Origin of the sequence: Propioniferax innocua, from assembly GCF_006716235.1 — a bacterium.
Taxonomy (GTDB): Bacteria; Actinomycetota; Actinomycetes; order Propionibacteriales; family Propionibacteriaceae; genus Propioniferax; species Propioniferax innocua.
The window spans coordinates 286,611-302,908 of sequence record NZ_VFOR01000001.1 but is presented as its reverse complement, the minus strand read 5'-3'; the positions used below and the strand labels follow the sequence as shown (position 1 = coordinate 302,908).

At 65.5% G+C, this 16,298-nt stretch carries 12 protein-coding genes and 1 pseudogene; 4 read left to right on the top strand and 9 right to left on the bottom strand.

Translation table 11 applies throughout. The features are described 5' to 3' along the window. Positions 1-394: 394 nt before the first annotated feature. From FB460_RS01365 to FB460_RS01340, 6 genes are all read right to left on the bottom strand, one after another. Positions 395-1,153, bottom strand: a complete 759-nt coding sequence (locus tag FB460_RS01365; protein WP_142092337.1) for an iron ABC transporter ATP-binding protein — start codon at positions 1,151-1,153, stop codon at positions 395-397. Positions 1,154-1,169: 16 nt separating this feature from the next. Further along, positions 1,170-2,162 carry an iron chelate uptake ABC transporter family permease subunit gene (locus FB460_RS01360; protein ID WP_142092336.1) on the bottom strand — a complete coding sequence of 331 codons (993 nt, stop codon included), beginning with the start codon at positions 2,160-2,162 and terminating at the stop codon, positions 1,170-1,172. Next, on the bottom strand, positions 2,159-3,157 hold the full coding sequence (locus tag FB460_RS01355) for an ABC transporter permease (RefSeq protein WP_211345784.1): 999 nt from the start codon (positions 3,155-3,157) through the stop codon (positions 2,159-2,161). Before FB460_RS01355 ends, FB460_RS01360 begins: the two co-directional genes overlap by 4 nt. Position 3,158: 1 nt before the next feature. Continuing rightward, positions 3,159-4,100, bottom strand: a complete 942-nt coding sequence (locus FB460_RS01350; RefSeq protein WP_142092335.1) for a siderophore ABC transporter substrate-binding protein — start codon at positions 4,098-4,100, stop codon at positions 3,159-3,161. A gap of 102 nt (positions 4,101-4,202) precedes the next feature. Further along, positions 4,203-5,363, bottom strand: a complete 1,161-nt coding sequence (locus tag FB460_RS01345; RefSeq protein WP_142092334.1) for a trans-sulfuration enzyme family protein — start codon at positions 5,361-5,363, stop codon at positions 4,203-4,205. Next, positions 5,360-6,580 (bottom strand): aminotransferase class I/II-fold pyridoxal phosphate-dependent enzyme, encoded by a 1,221-nt coding sequence (locus FB460_RS01340; RefSeq protein ID WP_246044193.1) that lies wholly within the window; start codon positions 6,578-6,580, stop codon positions 5,360-5,362. The genes FB460_RS01345 and FB460_RS01340 overlap by 4 nt, the downstream gene beginning before the upstream one ends. 243 nt (positions 6,581-6,823) lie before the next feature. On the opposite strand from FB460_RS01340, the gene efp reads away from it, so the two are divergent. The 4 genes from efp to FB460_RS01320 all read left to right on the top strand — a co-directional run bounded on the left by efp (position 6,824) and on the right by FB460_RS01320 (position 10,987). Then, on the top strand, positions 6,824-7,387 hold the full coding sequence (gene efp / locus FB460_RS01335; RefSeq protein WP_281281815.1) for an elongation factor P: 564 nt from the start codon (positions 6,824-6,826) through the stop codon (positions 7,385-7,387). Positions 7,388-7,464: 77 nt separating this feature from the next. Beyond that, the gene (gene nusB, locus FB460_RS01330; protein WP_142092333.1) at positions 7,465-7,953 is read left to right on the top strand and encodes a transcription antitermination factor NusB; all 489 of its coding nucleotides are present in this window, start codon (positions 7,465-7,467) and stop codon (positions 7,951-7,953) included. Between the two features lie 30 nt (positions 7,954-7,983). Beyond that, positions 7,984-9,234 carry an MFS transporter gene (locus FB460_RS01325; RefSeq protein WP_142092332.1) on the top strand — a complete coding sequence of 417 codons (1,251 nt, stop codon included), beginning with the start codon at positions 7,984-7,986 and terminating at the stop codon, positions 9,232-9,234. A gap of 115 nt (positions 9,235-9,349) precedes the next feature. After that, a complete protein-coding gene (locus tag FB460_RS01320) occupies positions 9,350-10,987 on the top strand; it encodes a hypothetical protein (RefSeq protein ID WP_142092331.1) in 1,638 nt (545 codons plus the stop codon). Positions 10,988-11,133: 146 nt separating this feature from the next. Here the strand turns inward: FB460_RS01320 and glgB are convergent, their stop codons facing one another. From glgB to treS, 3 genes and pseudogenes are all read right to left on the bottom strand, one after another. Further along, positions 11,134-13,053: a 1,4-alpha-glucan branching protein GlgB gene (glgB, locus tag FB460_RS13255; protein ID WP_246044275.1), complete on the bottom strand. Its 1,920-nt coding sequence runs from the start codon at positions 13,051-13,053 to the stop codon at positions 11,134-11,136. 438 nt (positions 13,054-13,491) lie between these two features. Then, positions 13,492-13,995, bottom strand: a pseudogene (locus FB460_RS13250) (phosphotransferase); the annotation flags it as partial. 541 nt (positions 13,996-14,536) lie between these two features. Further along, positions 14,537-16,297, bottom strand: a complete 1,761-nt coding sequence (treS, locus tag FB460_RS01310) for a maltose alpha-D-glucosyltransferase (RefSeq protein ID WP_142092329.1) — start codon at positions 16,295-16,297, stop codon at positions 14,537-14,539. Position 16,298 lies beyond the last annotated feature (1 nt).

Genomic DNA, 16,298 nt, shown 5'->3' with positions numbered 1-16,298 from the left:
CTGCGAAAGACCTGCCAAAGGTTGAATGTCCTAGCGGACGGGTCCCCGTCGAAGTGGATTTCATACTTGTTGCTCCCGATTGGAACTCAGATGTTTTCGCCTGGGTTGAAAATGGATATTTTACTGGATTGGAGCAGCCCTGGACCTCCGATGAGCCGCCTTCGCGATGGCCTAAGCCACATGAACTCGTCTACCACAACATTGGAGACGATAACTAGCCGCGTTCCTGCCGAGGGGCCACGGCATAAGCGCTTTGGCTTGCGAACTTAGTTTTTCCATTCTTGAATCGGCTTTGCGGGCAGATTGGCGTGTGCTGGGGCCAGGGAGCTGCCCCGGCGTGCGGGTGTGCGGGTAGGGCCGTGGGTACGGTGACGCTGGAGCGTCCAGTGTGCTCTCAGAAGTACGGGTAGGCGATCATGCGTCCGCCGAACTCCTCGACGGGCATGTCCATGTCGTAGAGGTCGCCGAGCAGGTCGCGTCGCATGATCTCCTCGGGGGTTCCGGTGGCGAAGATCCGGCCGTCCCGCATGGCGATGATGCGGTCGGAGTAGCACGAGGCGTAGTTGATGTCGTGCACCACGAGCACCACGGTCTTGTCGAGTTCGTCGGCTGCCTTGCGGAGTTGGCGCATCATCGCACGTGAGTGCGGCATGTCGAGATTGTTGAGGGGCTCGTCGAGCAGCAGGTGGTCGGTGTCCTGGGCCAGCACCATCGCGACGAATGCGCGTTGACGCTGACCGCCGGACATCTCATCGAGGTACCGGTCGGCCAGATCACCGAGATCCAGATAGGTGATCGCCGCGTTGATGAGGTCATGGTCGTGCGGGGTGTTGCGGCCACCGCTGTGGGGGTAGCGGCCGAAGGCCACCAGATCACGCACGGTGAGCCGGACGGTCAGGTGGTTGTCCTGACGCAGTACGGCCAGGATGCGTGCCAGTTCCCGGCTGTCGGTGGTGGCCACGTCATGTCCGGCGACGCGGACGGTGCCGGCGTCGGCGTCGAGGAGGCGCGCGATGATGCTGAGCAGCGTCGACTTGCCCGCACCGTTGGGGCCGATGATCGACGTGATGCCGCCGGTGGGGATGGTCACCTCGACGTCGTCGAGCACGAGCGCACGGTCATAGCTCTTGCTGACCTTCTCGACCTCGATCACAGGACCTCCCGGGTTCTCAGGCGACGCTGCGGCCGCGGATCAACATGACGATGAACACGATGCCACCGACGAACTCGATGATGACGCTCAGCACGGTGCCGAGCCCGAACACGTGCTCCAGCAACCCCTGACCGCCGATGAGGGCGATGATCGCGACCAGACCGGCCGCAGGGAGCGTGTAGAGATGTCGGTGGTCTCCGATGACCAGATACGCGAGGTTGGCCACCAGCAGGCCGAAGAACAGGATGGGCCCCACCAGCGCGGTGGAGACCGACACCAGACCAGCGGTGAGGAACAACAGATACACCGTTTCGCGCCGGTGGGCGACGCCGAGGCAGATGCTCAGATCGCGACCGAGGTGCATCACATCGAGCACACGGCGACGCTGCCAGATCAATGCCGAGATGAGTCCGACCAGCACGGCACTGATCCCGAGCAGGGATTCGTCGACGCCGGTGAACGTGGCGAACAGGCGTCCCTGCAGCACCAGGAGATTCTCCGGATCCATGACCATCTGCAGGAGCGTCGACACCGAACGCAGCACGGTTCCGATGACGATGCCCAGCAGCACCAGCAGATGGATGGACCGCTTCTGGGCGCCGAAGAGCCAGGTGAACAGCACGGTGGCCAGGACCATCATCACGCCGGTGTTGATGAGAAACTGCACCGGCGTTGCGATGCGGGCGCTGGCCACGGCTCCGAGGAAGAACACCAGCAGCGTCTGCAGCAGGGCATAGGTCGCGTCGAACCCCATGAGCGATGGGGTGAGGATCCGGTTTCCGGTGAGGGTGTGGAACACCACGGTCGAGACCGCCACCGACCACCCCACGAGCGTCAGGGCCGCGAGTTTCGGAAGCCGGAACTCCATCGCGAACGCCAGATTCCCACCGGTGTTGACGAACAGGTAGATCGCCGCAGCCACGATCGCGGCCACGGCGAGCATGACGATCCGACGCCCGGGGCGCGGTGGGGCGGGCGTCGGTGTGGTGGGCGTCTGCGTCTCGGTCATCGGCGCTGACGCAGCAGCATCACCAGGAAGACGATGCCACCGATGACGCCGACGACGACACCGACCGGAACCTCGAAGGGGTGGTTGATCGTGCGGGCGAGCAGGTCGCACACGAGCACGAAGGCCGAACCGCTGAGGGCCACGACCGGCAGTGAGCGACGCAGGTTGTCGCCCATGATCATCGAGACGAGATTGGGCACCACCAGACCGAGGAAGGGCAGAGCACCGACGACCACGACACACACCGCACTGGTGACGGCGACCAGAGCCATGCCGAGCGCGACGACGCGCCGGTAGTCGAGGCCGAGCCCGATGGCGTGCTCCCGACCCAGGGCGGCGACGGTGAAGCGGTCCGCGACGAGGTAGGTGACCACGAGAACCCCGGCGACGATCCACAGCAGCTCGAACCGGCCGCGGATGACACCGGAGAAATCGCCGGTCATCCACACCTGGAGGGTGGCGAGCATGTCGGTGCGGTAGGCCACGAACGTCGTCATCGACGCGATCACACCGGAGAACATGATGCCGACCAGGGGGACCACGATGAGCGACGATCGCGGTGGCACGGCTCGTAGGATGCGCAGGAACGCGAAGGTGCCCAACAGGGCGGTGATGATCGCGACGGCCATCTTGCCGGCGATGGGCATGCCCGGCGTCAGGATGGTCACCGCGAGCAGGCCGACTCCGGCCGACTCGGTGGTGCCGACCGTGGCAGGCTCGACGAACCGGTTGCGCACCAGGAGCTGCATGAGCAGTCCGCCGATGGCCATCGCGGCACCGGCGAGGAGGACCGCGAGGGTCCTGGGGATGCGCGAGGTGAACAGCACATCCAGGGTGAGATCGGCCGCGCCGACGTTGAGGCTGAGGGCGACCAACACCACCACGAGGGTGATCATGGCCGCGGGGAAGAGGCGTCGGGCGCGGGGCTCGCGCCTGCTCTCGGCCGCCGCGGGGGCGGCCGAGAGCAGGGGCTGACGCAGCTCGAGCAGCGACATGTCAGGCCACGCTGCTCGCCTGGTCGAGCATGGCCGGGACGTTCTCGAGCCCGGTGGCGGTCAGGTACCACCGCGAGGCGTCGAGGTAGACCATCTTGTCGTTCTTGGCCGCCTTGGTGCCGTTGACCAGATCGTTGTCGAGGAGCACCTCGGCGTTCTCACCACCACCGCTGACCACCGAGTCGCGGTCGACGACGAACATGATGTCGGGATCGGCCTTGGCCAGGGCCTCGAACGATGCGGGCTGGCCGTGCTTGTCGGTGGAGATGTTCTCCACTGCGGGCTCGGCGCCCAAGAGGCTGTGGACCAGCCCGAAGCGCGACTCCTCACCGTGGAGGGAGACCTTGCCGCCGGTGGTCATCACCACGAGGGCGGTCTGGTCTTCGAGCACGTCCTCCTTCTTCTCGGCGTCGTCCTTCATGGCCTCCACCTTCTGGTCGGCGACCTCGCTGGTCCCGGTGGCCTGGCCGAGCAGGTCGGCCTGATACTCGGTGGCCTCGATGGCGTCCATGCCCTTGTCATACGAGACATCGAGGGTGGGGAAGACCTTGTTGATGTCCTCGTAGAAGTCGGCCTGACGCCCACCGACCACGACCAGATCGGGCTTGGCGCGGTTGATGGCCTCCATATCGGGCTCCTTGGGCGAACCGACGTTCTCGACGCCTTCGCCGGCGAACTCCTCGAGATGCGGGGGAACGGTGCCGCCCTGGGGGATGCCGACGACCCGATCGCCCATGCCGAGGGCCTTCAGGGTGTCCAGTGCGCCGAAGTCCATCACCACGATGCGCTCGGGCACCTTGTCGAGGGACACCTCACCATGTGAGTCCTGCACGGTGATCTTGCCGCTGCCGGTCTCACCGCCGGACGCGCCGTTGGAGCCGCAACCGGACAGGCCGAGCAGCAGTGCCATGATCGTGGCCACCAGGCCAAGGGTTCGCTTCATTGGTTACCTTCCCATCGTCTTGAAAGGTTAACCTAACCTCACCCCCACGCCACACGCAAGGGTTGCCTAACCTAAGAATTCCCGTAGTGACAGTGATTTCCGTCACACGCGCGTGGCGCGATCCAGCCCGGCGGTCAGATCGGCGACCAGATCATCGGCGTCCTCCAGACCCACCGACATCCGCAGCAGGCCGGGTGTGAGACCTGCTGCTGCCTGGGCCTCCGGCGTCATCGCGCCGTGGGTCATCGAGACCGGGTGGGCGATGAGCGACTCGGTGCCACCCAGGGATTCGGCGAGGCTGACGAACTGCAGCTTCTCGACGCAGGCCCCGGCCGCTTCGCGAGTACCGAGGTCGAAGCTGACCATCGCGCCGAAGCCCTCCTGCTGGCGGCGGGCGATCTCGTGCCCGGGATGGTCGGGCAGCGAAGGGTGCCACACCTGTTCCACGGCGGGATGCCCGGTCAGAGCCTCGACCACGGCCAGGGCGTTGCTCTCGTGCTGACGCATCCGCGGCCGCAGCGTCCTCAGTCCGCGCATGGTCATCCAGGCATCGAAGGAGCCTGCGGTGTGGCCGAGGGTGTTGGCCATGAAGGCGAGATCCTCGGCGGTTGCGACGTCCTTGGCCACCACGGCGCCGCCGAGGACATCGGAATGACCGTTCACGTATTTCGTCGTCGAATGGACCACGAGATCGCAGCCATGTTCGAGCGGTCGCTGGAAGACCGGTGAGCAGAACGTGTTGTCGGCCACCACGGTCGCCCCATGGCGGTGGGCCAGATCGCTCAACGCCCTGAGGTCGGTGATTCGAAGCAGGGGATTCGACGGGGTTTCGGCGAACACCAGTTGCGGCGGTTCCGCGTCGAAACACGCGGCGGTGGCGTCGAGGTCGGTGAGGTCGCACGTGACCAGACGCAGGTGTCCACGTCGGGAGAGCTGGTCGAACAGACGCCAGGTGCCACCGTAGGCGTCGTGGGGGATGACGACGGTGTCATCGGGTCCCACCAGTGTGTGCGCGATGGTGCTGATGGCCCCGAGGCCCGATCCGGTGATGACCGCCCCAGCGCCACCCTCGAGGGTGGTCATCGCCTCGGCCAGCACATCACGGGTGGGGTTGCTGGCCCGTGCGTAGTCGTAGGGGCCCGGCTCGCCCAGACCACGGAAGGCGTAGTTGGCCGACAGGTGCAGAGGAGGCATGACCGAACCCAGCGGGTCGGATTCGACCCCGGCGCGATGGGCGCGGGTGTGTGGTGTTCCGCTGGTCATGTCGTGCTCCTTCGAATGGCATCCCGAAGCCCGGCGAGGCGCTCGAGTCCGGTGGTGATCGTGCGGGCGGATTTGGAACAGGTGAAGCGCACCAGATGGCGCACACGTGGGTCGGCGGGATCGTCGGGGTCGGCGTAGAACACCTGGGCCGGGATCGCGCCGACGCCCACGAGTTCGGGCAGGCGTCGGCAGAACTCCATCCCGTCCCATTCTGATCGCCCGGCATCGTCGAGGACGCCACCGATGTCGGCGGTGACGAAGTAGGTGCCCTGCGCCGGGTGGACGTCGAAGCCGAGCGAGGTGAGTCCGTCGGCCAGTAGATCCCGACGCTCCTGGAAGGTGTGGCCGATGGCTTCGATGCGTTCGTGGGGGAGGGCCAGCCCGGCTGCGACCCCGTGCTGGAATGGCGTCCCGTTGGTGAAGGTCATGTTCTGTTTGGTGCGGCCCACGGCGGTGATCACGTCCGCCGGGCCGGTGAGCCAACCGATCTTCCATCCCGTGACCGAGAACGTCTTGCCGGCCGATGAGATCGTCAGGGTGCGGTCGGCCATGCCGGGGAGTGTGGACAGGGGCGTGTGCGTGTGGCCGTCGAACACGAGATGTTCGTAGACCTCGTCGGTCAGGACGAACAGGTCATGTTCGATCACCACGTCGGCCAGCTCGGCGAGCTCCTGATCGTCGAACACGTGACCGGTCGGGTTGTGCGGTGAATTGAGGATGAGGAACCGGGTCCGTTCGGTGATCGCAGCACGCAGACGAGCGGCGTCGAAACGGTACTCCGGGGCGGACAGGCGCACCGGACGCAGCACACCGTTCGCCATGGTGACCGCGCCGTCGTAACAGTCGTAGGTGGGCTCGAAGGCGATCACCTCATCGCCGGGTTCCACCAGCGCCAGAATGGCTGCGGTCATGGCCTCGGTCGCGCCTGCGGAAACCATCACCTCGGTGTCGGGGTCCAGGTCGAGGCCGTACCAGGAGCGTTGATGCTCGGCGATGGCTTCGCGCAGCGAGGGAAGGCCACGGCCCGGTGCGTACTGGTTGTCACCCCGCCCGATGGCGGCGACCGCCGCGTCCAGAACCTCGGCGGGCCCGGAATCGTCGGGGAAACCCTGACCGAGACTGATGGCACCGTGCCGTGTGGCGAGCTCGGTCATCTCGTCGAAGATCGTGTTCTCGAAACGACGCATGCGCCGGATGAGTTCTGGATGGGCACTCACTTCTGGACGCGAGCTCTCGGGATGGGGACTCTCGGGGCGGGGACTCTCGGGATGGGGACTCTCGGGGCGGGGACGCATGGACAACGACGGTACAAGTCGATGCCCCCATGCCCACTGTGCATCTCACCGTTCGTGCATCACGTGGGGAAGATTCTTCGTGAAGGCGGGATGGTGCGGCCACACCCCGTCTCGAGAGGCTATGCTGTGGGGGCTCTTGCGTCCTGTGAAGAAAGGCTTGGTTCGGTGGCTTCCACGAACGATCTGAAGAACGGCATGGTCCTCGACCTCGACGGACAGTTGTGGCAGGTGTTGTGGTTTCAGCACCACAAGCCGGGCAAGGGCAACACCGTCGTCCGCTCCAAGCTCAAGAATGTCCTGACCGGGAAGATCGTCGACAAGACGTTCAACTCCGACACCAAGGTCGACACCGCCAACGTCGATCGTCGCGACATGCAGTACCTGTACCACGACGGTTCGGGGTTCGTGTTCATGGACACCACGACCTACGACCAGATCACCATTCCCGACGATGTCGTCGGAGAGGCGAAGGACTACCTCCTCGAGGAGCAGACCGCTCAGGTGGCCCTGCATGAGGAGAACCCCCTGTTCATCGAGATGCCCGCCTCGGTGGAGCTCGAGATCACCTACACCGAGCCTGGTCTTCAGGGTGACCGCTCCACCGGTGGCACCAAGCCAGCCACGCTGCAGACCGGCAAGGAGGTCCAGGTCCCGCTGTTCATCGAGCAGGGTGAACTCGTCCGGGTCGACACCCGGACCGGGGAGTACCTCGGGCGCGTCAACAACTGATGGGCGAACTCCGCAATCCAGAGCCGGGTGAACTGAAACTCGTGGGTCCGGCGCCCGGGCAGAAGCCCCCGGCGCCAATGTCGACCCAGCGCAAGGCGCGCAAACAGGCGCTTGATCTGCTCTTCGAGGCCGAGCTGCTCGATGAATCGCTCGCTACCCGGTTGGCCGCCGACGTGGCTGATGCCGAGCGTCCGCCGCTGCGCGAACTCGGCCATGACATCGTCGCAGCCGTGATCGATCACGCCGAGACGATCGATGCCGCGATCGAAGACAACCTGACCGGCCGCTGGTCGCTGATGCGCATGCCGCGGGTGGATCGCTGTCTCACCCGCATGGCGGTGGCGGAGATGTGGTTCGTCGGCACCCCCACAGCGGTGGTCATCAACGAGGCCGTCGCACTGGCCGAGACGTTCTCGACCGATGATTCGGCAGGATTCCTCAACGGCGTCCTGGGGCGCATCGCTGTTGTGGAACGGCCCGATGTCGAGGCGGCCGGGGCCGCGTCGGACCCGAACGGTGTCGCTGATGAGGCGGCGGAGGAAGCAGCACACACGCCCGAAGACTGAGAGTGGACCACTGGAAAGGTGGTGCCGAGGATGACCGGGGCTCGATCATGGGAAACCCGGGCATTGGAGCATCTGCAGCGACGCACCGTCGGTGTGCTGTCGGGGATGCAGGTGTTCGGAAGCCTGGCCGTTGGTGTGTCCTCGTCATTCGGATCCGTGGTGGCCTACGAGGTGACCGACTCCGAAGGAGTGGCAGGTCTGACGCGCACCGTGGCCCTGTTGGGCGCTGCGTTGTGTGGCCTTCCGCTGGCGTCGCTGGCCACGCGATTCGGTCGTCGCCCTGCATTGGGTTTCGGCTGGCTCTCAGCAGCCGCCGGCGGAGTGATGCAGACCGCCGCGATCATGCGTCAGGACCTCTGGCTGCTCCTGGCAGGACTGCTGGTGTTCAGCGTCGGCAGCGCGACAGGTTTCCAGGCACGTTTTGCCGGTGCGGATCTCGCCGCCGAGGAGCACCGCACGCGTGACCTGTCGCTGATCATGTGGATGTCGACGGTCGGGGTGGTGGCCGGTCCGAATCTCGCCGCTCCGGGCCGGTGGATCGGGGCCATGACGGGGCTGACGCCGATGGCTGGGCTCTACGTCATCTCCGGAGCCGGTGGGCTCATCGCGGCGGTCATCGCGTTCGTCGGACTGCGCCCCGATCCACTGAAGATCGCCCAACATCGTGACGCCGATCATGCCGACAGACAGCCGAAGACCGTTCCGCTGCGTCATGCTCTCGTCGAGGTGTGGAGCATTCCGGCGGCACGTTTCGCGGTCATCTCGTGTGCTCTGGCCCACATGGTGATGGTCGTGGTCATGACGTTGACGGCTGTTTTCATGCACCAGGGCCATCACGGGCTCGAAGCGATCGGACTGACTATCAGCCTGCACACGCTGGGGATGTTCGCGTTCTCGCCGCTGGTGGGTGTCCTCGCCGACCGCATCGGGCGTGGACGCACGGTGCTCCTGGGCAGTGGCGTGTCGTTCGGATCGCTGTTGGTGTGCCTGATCGGGCAGGACTCCTGGCTGCTGTTGACCATCGGGCTGTTCGGGCTGGGGCTCGGTTGGTCGCTGAGCATGGTGGCCGGATCGGCGTTGCTTTCAACCACAGCCCCCACCCCGATCCGTGCGCGAGCCCAAGGCCTGTCCGATACGTTGAACGGGCTTCTCGCCGCTTTCGGGGCTGGTATCTCCGGACCGGTGATGGCCGCGTTCGGGTTCGGCTGGTTGACCATCATCTCGATGGCTCTGCTCGTGCCCATCGGCCTCCTGTCCCGGAGCGCTCTGCAGCACCGCTGACCAGGCGTCACGGTTGAGTAACGTCTTTTTCCCGTTGACTGCATCGGGCGATGGACGAGGGTTACCTTTCCAACACCGGGGCATCGGGGGGATGCCCCCAGGCGAAGGGAACACAATGCTTCGACCCACCTCTGTACTGAAGCCCGCCACAGGAATCGCCTTGGGAGCCGCTCTGGCCTTCTCTGCGATTTCGACGACCGTTCCGGCGAACGCCGAGACGCCACAGCCGGAACCCACACAGATCCAGGAACCCACCGCCACACAGTCCGCACCTGCCGAGGAACCTGCACCGACTCAGGATGCCGCTCCGACGCAGGATGCCGCTCCGACGCAGGATGCCGCTCCGACTCAGGACGCCGCTCCGACGCAGGAGGCCGCTCCGACTCAGGAGGCTGAGCCGACCCAGGAACCCGAACCGACGGCTGAGCCGACCCAGGAACCCGAACCGACGGCTGAGCCGACCCAGGAACCCGAACCGACGGCCGAGCCCACGGATGAACCAAGCGCCACCGAGCCGACGCCGAGTGACGCTCCGACCTCGGCCCAGCCGTCCGAGGCCCCGACCCCTGCCGAGCCTTCCCCGAGTGAGGAGCAGACGCCCGGCGTCGAGAAGAAGGCGAACACCGATGAGACGGATCCGGGAGTGTCGAACCCCGGGCCTCGGCCCGATGGCGAACTGGGGGGTCCGGACGTGCCGCTGCAGGATCCCGCGGATGATCCGGTGGACGTCCCGGTGACCCCCGGCATGGAGCGTCTCCGTCCCTACGAACCGATTCCATGGGACCCCGAGACCCCGACCGATCGTCCGGCTCCGGTTCTGGACATGTCCCGTCCGGGCGGGGCTGAGGGAACCGTCGAGGTGGCGATCTACGGACTCGAGCCGGGTGAGGAGTTCAACTACCTCGTGCTCGATCCGGACCAGCAGGACTGGCTGGACGACGCCGAGTTCAACGGGGTCGCGGATGCCGACGGAACGGTCTCCCTGACCCTGCCAAATGATCACCCGTGGGTCGACGGCCGCTACAGTTTCGCGCTGCTGCGGGAGGATGCGAAGGCCTTCTACGACTTCGAGTACGCGGACAAGCAGCCCGACACCGAGCAGCCGGCCCCGTCGCCGGAGCCGACCGCGCCCGATGTGGTGAATCCCGGGCCTCGGCCCGATGGCGAAGTGGGGGGTCCGGACGTGCCGCTGCAGGATCCCGCGGATGATCCGGTGGACGTCCCGGTGACGCCGGGCAAGGAGCGTCTGCGTCCTTACGTCCCCATGCCGTGGGAGGAAGGCGCCCCGACGCGTCCGGCTCCCGTGCTGGATCTCTCCGGGCCGGGTTCTGCGGATGGCTCCCTCGATGTTTCGATCTACGGACTCGAGCCGGGTGAGGAGTTCCGCTACGTCGTGCTTGCTCCCGGACAGATGGACTGGGGCAACGAAACGGAACTGACCGGCGTCGCCAACGCGGACGGGACCGTCACCTTCACCGTCGGCTCTGATTTCCCCTGGGAACTCGGCCGACACACGTTCGCACTCCTGCGGGACGATGCGAAGGTTTTGTACGAGTTCGAGATCGTCGACAAGCCGGGTGAGGACAAGCCTGGCGGCGACAAGCCGGGCAAGGACGAGCCGGGCAAGGACGAGCCGGGCAAGGACGAGCCGGGTGAGGACGGCTCGAAGGGCTCAGAAAGCTCGAAGGATCCGGAAAGCACCGGGAAACCCAGCGGCTCCGCCAAGCGAGGGCTGCCCTCCGCCGGTGTGTGAGCCGGCTCTTCCAAGCTGAAACATTCGGCCAAACGATTCAGGGGCCCCGGTGGATGACCATCCACCGGGGCCCCTGTTCTTCTTGTTCAGGTGTGTCGTTCTTGTTCAGGTGTGGGATACCGCCTGCTGTGCGGCGTCAAGTGGCGTCACTCGCGGACAGGAACCAGCCAGACAGCGCCGAGTGGTGGTACGACCACGTCGGCACTGGCCGGAAGCCCGTAGGCGGGGACATCGGTGGCCTGCACCCAGCCGTTGTTGTGCCATTCACCGGTGCCGTGGAAATCCATGGCATCGGAGTTGAACAGCTCGCGCCACGGACCGTCGTGGGGGAGTCCGATGCGGTACACCGGCCGGGGCACCGGCGAGAAGTTGACCAGGCACGCCATGGGACTGCCCTGGGAGTCGAACCGGAGGTAGCTGAACACATTGCCGCCGGCATCGTCGGCATTGATCCAGCGGAACCCGGCCGCGTCGTTGTCGAGTTCGAACAGCGGGGAGTTCTGCCGATAGAGCTCGTTGAGGCGTCGCATCATCAACTGCAGACCCCGATGGCCCCACAGGTCACTGACCCACCACTCGAGTCCCTTGGACTCATCGAACTCGGAGCGTTGACCGAACTCGCAGCCCATGAACACCAGTTGCTTGCCGGGGTGCGACCACATGAACGAGTAGTACGCACGCAACGTGGCGAATTTGCGCCAGTCATCCTCGGGGACCTTGTTGATCATGGAGCCCTTGCCGTGGACGACCTCATCGTGGCTGATGGGCAGCACGAAGTTCTCCGAGAACGAATAGACCATCGCGAAGGTCATGTCGTTGTGGTGATACTGACGGTGCACCGGTTCGCGTTGGATGTACGACAGGGTGTCGTTCATCCAGCCCATGTTCCACTTGAAGCCGAATCCGAGACCGCCCTGATCGACGGGCCGGGTGACGCCGGGCCACGACGTGGATTCCTCGGCGATCATCATGATGCCGGGCTCACGCTCGTAGAGATGCGTGTTCACGTAGCGCAGGAAGTCGACCGCCTCGAGGTTCTCCCGGCCCCCGAACATGTTCGGCACCCAGGCGCCGTCCTCGCGGGAATAATCGAGGTACAGCATCGACGCCACCGCGTCGACGCGCAGCCCGTCGATGTGGAACTCCTTGATCCAGTACAGGGCATTGGAGACGAGGAAGGACTTGACCTCGTTGCGTCCGAAGTTGAACACGTACGTGCCCCAGTCCGGTTGTTCGCCCTGACGCGGATCCGCGTGCTCGTACAGTGCGGTGCCGTCGAAGCGTCCGAGCGCCCACTCGTCCTTGGGGAAATGCCCGGGAACCCAGTCCATGATGACGCCGATGCCGGCCTGGTGCAGCCGGTCGATGAGATACCGGAACTCGTCGGGGGTTCCGAACATCGACATGGGTGCGAAGTAGCCGGTCACCTGATAACCCCAGGAGGGCTCGTAGGGGTGCTGGGCCAACGGCAGGAACTCGACGTGGGTGTAGCCCTGCCAGGAGACGTACTCGACGAGCTCGTCGGCGAGCTCCACGTACGTCTTGCCGCGTCGCCACCCACCGAGGTGGATCTCGTAGATGGAGATCGGCTCGGCGTGGTGGCGTGCCCGGCCGCGTCGCTCGAGCCAGTCCGCATCATTCCACTCGTAGTGCGATTCGGTGACGATCGATCCTGTCTCCGGTGCACTCTGAGCGAAACGTGCCATGGGGTCGGCCTTGTCCACCCAGCGCCCGTCGGCACCGTGCACCTTGAACTTGTACACCTGACCGGGGTGGGCATCTTCGACGAAGATGCCCCACACCCCGGTGCCGGGGATGAGTTCCATGGGGTGACTCTCGCCGTTCCAGTCGTTGAAATCGCCGAAGACGCGGACCTCCCGCGCATTGGGAGCCCACACGGTGAAGCGGACGCCGCTGCGCTCCCGGCCGTCGGTGTCGGTGACTGTGACGGCGTGCGCTCCCAGGCGCTTCCAGAGCTCGGTGTCCCCGCCGGTGTGGAATCCCTCGAAGTCCCGGCCGGTGAGTCCGCCGAACCAGGTTCGGGGATCGACGCTGGGGGCGTCGATGGCGCGCTTGGGCTCGGGGTCGATGGGCTCGTTCATGGCCCCTCCTTCATGGGTGGGATCGGTCGGCTCGACGCGGGTCGCGGTCGGCGCGGTACGTGAAGACATGTGCTTCGTACTGCCGGCTGCCAATCCCGCGGCGGCAGCCATGGGGATGGGAAGCCAACCGGGACGGTTCCGGGCTTCGTACAGCACCTCATAGATGGCCTTGTCGGCCATGTAGGCCCGCAACTCGGGAGTGACCATCGCGCCGTAGCCGTCGAGGAAGGCGTCGGTGCAGGAATCGACCCAGGCCGAGGCGGCATCGGGGTCGGCGCCGGAGCGGGTCGCAGTCGCACCGGCGTAGTCGAAGGAGCGCAGCATCCCTGCGATATCGCGCCACACCGCATCGAGCTGGCGACGTTCAGCGAAGGACTTGAGAGGTTCACCCTCGAAGTCGATGATCCGCCAGGTGTCCTCACTGAGCAGAACCTGTCCCAGATGGAAATCACCGTGCACTCGCTGCACCGGAAGCGGGCGCCCCTCAAGGGCTGCGAAAGTGCCGGCGAGCCCCTCACGGTGGGGAGTGAGTTCGGAGACCTGCCCCGCAACGCTCTCGAGTCGGGTCCGCATCGACGCGGCCACGGTCCCGCCATCGACGGCACTGGTGTCGAACGCACGCGCCAGGGCACCATGCACCTGAGCCAGGGCTTGGCCGAGTCCGCGGGCATGATCGCTGAAATCGGTGTTCGAGCTGGCGGCCGAGACCGCGAGTTCCCATCCATTGACCGGTTCGCGCAACTGCTCGGCGAGCATGGCCAAGTCCATCTCCGGTCCGTCGGCGATCTGCACGCGGACCGAGCCGTGGAGCCTGGCCACCGGAGCACCGGCGTCGGCCACGAGTGCGCGATGCACCTCGATGTCGAGATTCTCACCGGCTTCGAGCCGGCGGAACACCTTCAACATCGCGGTACGCCCGTACATGATCGAGGTGTTGCTCTGCTCCCCGGTGAACAGCACGGGGGAGAGGTCGGCCTCACGGCCGGAACGATCATGGAGGTAGCCATCGTCCACCAGATGACATTCAAGGCGGGCGGGCCCGTTGTCGCTCAGCGTCTGATCGGTGAACGAATCGAGCACCGCGGTCATCGCGGCGGGGACGCGGGTGGCGTCGGCCAGCACGTAGTGATCGGGGGTGGGCGCCCCCTCGGTGAGCGCACCCGGGGCCGCTGCAGTGTCGACGCGACCCAGATTCCCCTCGGCGTCCGCGGTCTCGGGGCGCGCGTACGCAAGCAGCGCCTGATACCAGTGCGGCTCTGAACCATCGTCGAACCGGACCTCCACCAGCTCGGGGCGGACCGCCAGGTCATCGCTGCGGTGGAGCCACGGCAGTGGGACGATCCGGGCCAGGTGGCAGCCCCGTCCCTTGTCGGCGAACCAGCGGGCCGTGCTCACGTGCTGCCACACCACCTGGGCCACGTCCTGCAGACCGGGGGTCGGGTAGGGCTCAGTCATGCTCACTCTCCTGATCGTTCGGATTGTCAGGGGCTGCGAGGGGCACAGGATGCTCCGCATGCTGCGGGGTGAGATGCAGCCACGTGAAACCATGGGCGGGAAGATCCACCACGTAGGGATCTTCGGTGATGGGCTCGGTCTCGTGGTCGGCGAGGAGGTTCTCAGGACGGACACCGAGAAGGCCGGTCAGATCCAGATGCGCACCGAGATCGAGTTCGGCGGTCTGGGGTTCGCCGGAGAGATTGTTCACACACAGGACCGTCTGCTCGACGCCACCTGCGTCCACATGCGAACGAAGGAATGAGAACACCGCGGTGTTCTCCCCACCGAGGTCGGTGAAGGTGCCGAGGCCGAAGACCTCGTGATTGCCACGGATCACCAGCATCGCTCGCAGCCAGTGCAGGAGCGAACCGGGATCCATCATCTGGTCCTCGACGTTGACCAGTGTCTTGTCGAATGACGGATCCTGGATCAGGGGCAGGAAGAAATCTGTCTCGGCCGCCTCGGAGAACCCAGCGCCCTCCTGTGGGGCCCACTGCATCGGGGTGCGGACGCCGTGACGGTCCGGGAGCCAGATGTTGTCGCCCATGCCGATCTCGTCGCCGTAGTACAGCACCGGGGAACCGGGAAGGGCCAGCAGCATCGCGTGGAGCAGCCGGATGCGTGCATGGTCACCATCCATGAGAGGGGCCAGCCGACGCCGGATGCCGATGTTGCACTTCATCCGTGGGTCGGGGGCGTACTCGTCCCACATGTATTCACGGTCGGCGTCGGAGACCATCTCGAGGGTCAACTCGTCGTGGTTGCGCAGGAACGTGCCCCACTGGCATCCCTCGGGGATCTCCGGTGTGTCGGCCAGGATCTCGGAGATGCTGGTCCGGTCCTCCTGACGCAGGCCCATGAACAGCCGTGGCATGACGGGGAAGTGGAAGGCCATGTGGCATTCGTCGTCATCGCCGAAGTACTCCACGACGTCCTGCGGCCACTGGTTGGCCTCGCAGAGCAGGATGCGTCCGGGATAGTGCTCATCCACCATCGTGCGCACACGTTTGAGGATGTCGTGCGTTCCGGGAAGGTTCTCGCAGTTCGTCCCGTCTTCCTCGATGAGGTAGGGCACCGCGTCCAGCCGGAACCCGTCGATGCCCAGATCGAGCCAGAACCGGATCGCCGACATCACCTCGTCGACCACGGTGGGGTTCTCGAAGTTCAGATCCGGCTGCGAGGAGTAGAAGCGATGCCAGAAGTACTCACCGCGCACCTCGTCGAAGGTCCAGTTGGATTCCTCGGTGTCGACGAAGATGATGCGGGCGTCCTCGTACAACTGTGGCGTCTGCGACCAGACATAGAAATCGCCGTAGGGGCCGTCGGGGTCATTGCGCGACGCCTGGAACCACGGGTGCTGATCGGAGGTGTGGTTCATCACGAAGTCGGTGATGATGCGGATCCCACGATCGTGGGCACGCTCCACGAAGTCGGCGAACTCGGTCAACGTGCCGAGCTCGGGCATCACACCGCGATAGTCGGAGACGTCGTAGCCGCCGTCCTTCATCGGGGAGGGGAAGAACGGCGGCAGCCAGAGACAGTCCACCCCCAACCACTGGAGGTAGTCCAGCTTCGACGCCAGTCCGGCGAAGTCGCCGACCCCATCACCGTTGGAGTCGGCGAAACTCCGCACCATGACCTCGTAGAACACGGCGGTCTTGAACCATCGGAGGTCGTCCTCCGTGGTCTCGACTGCGGTGGCGCGGTCCATG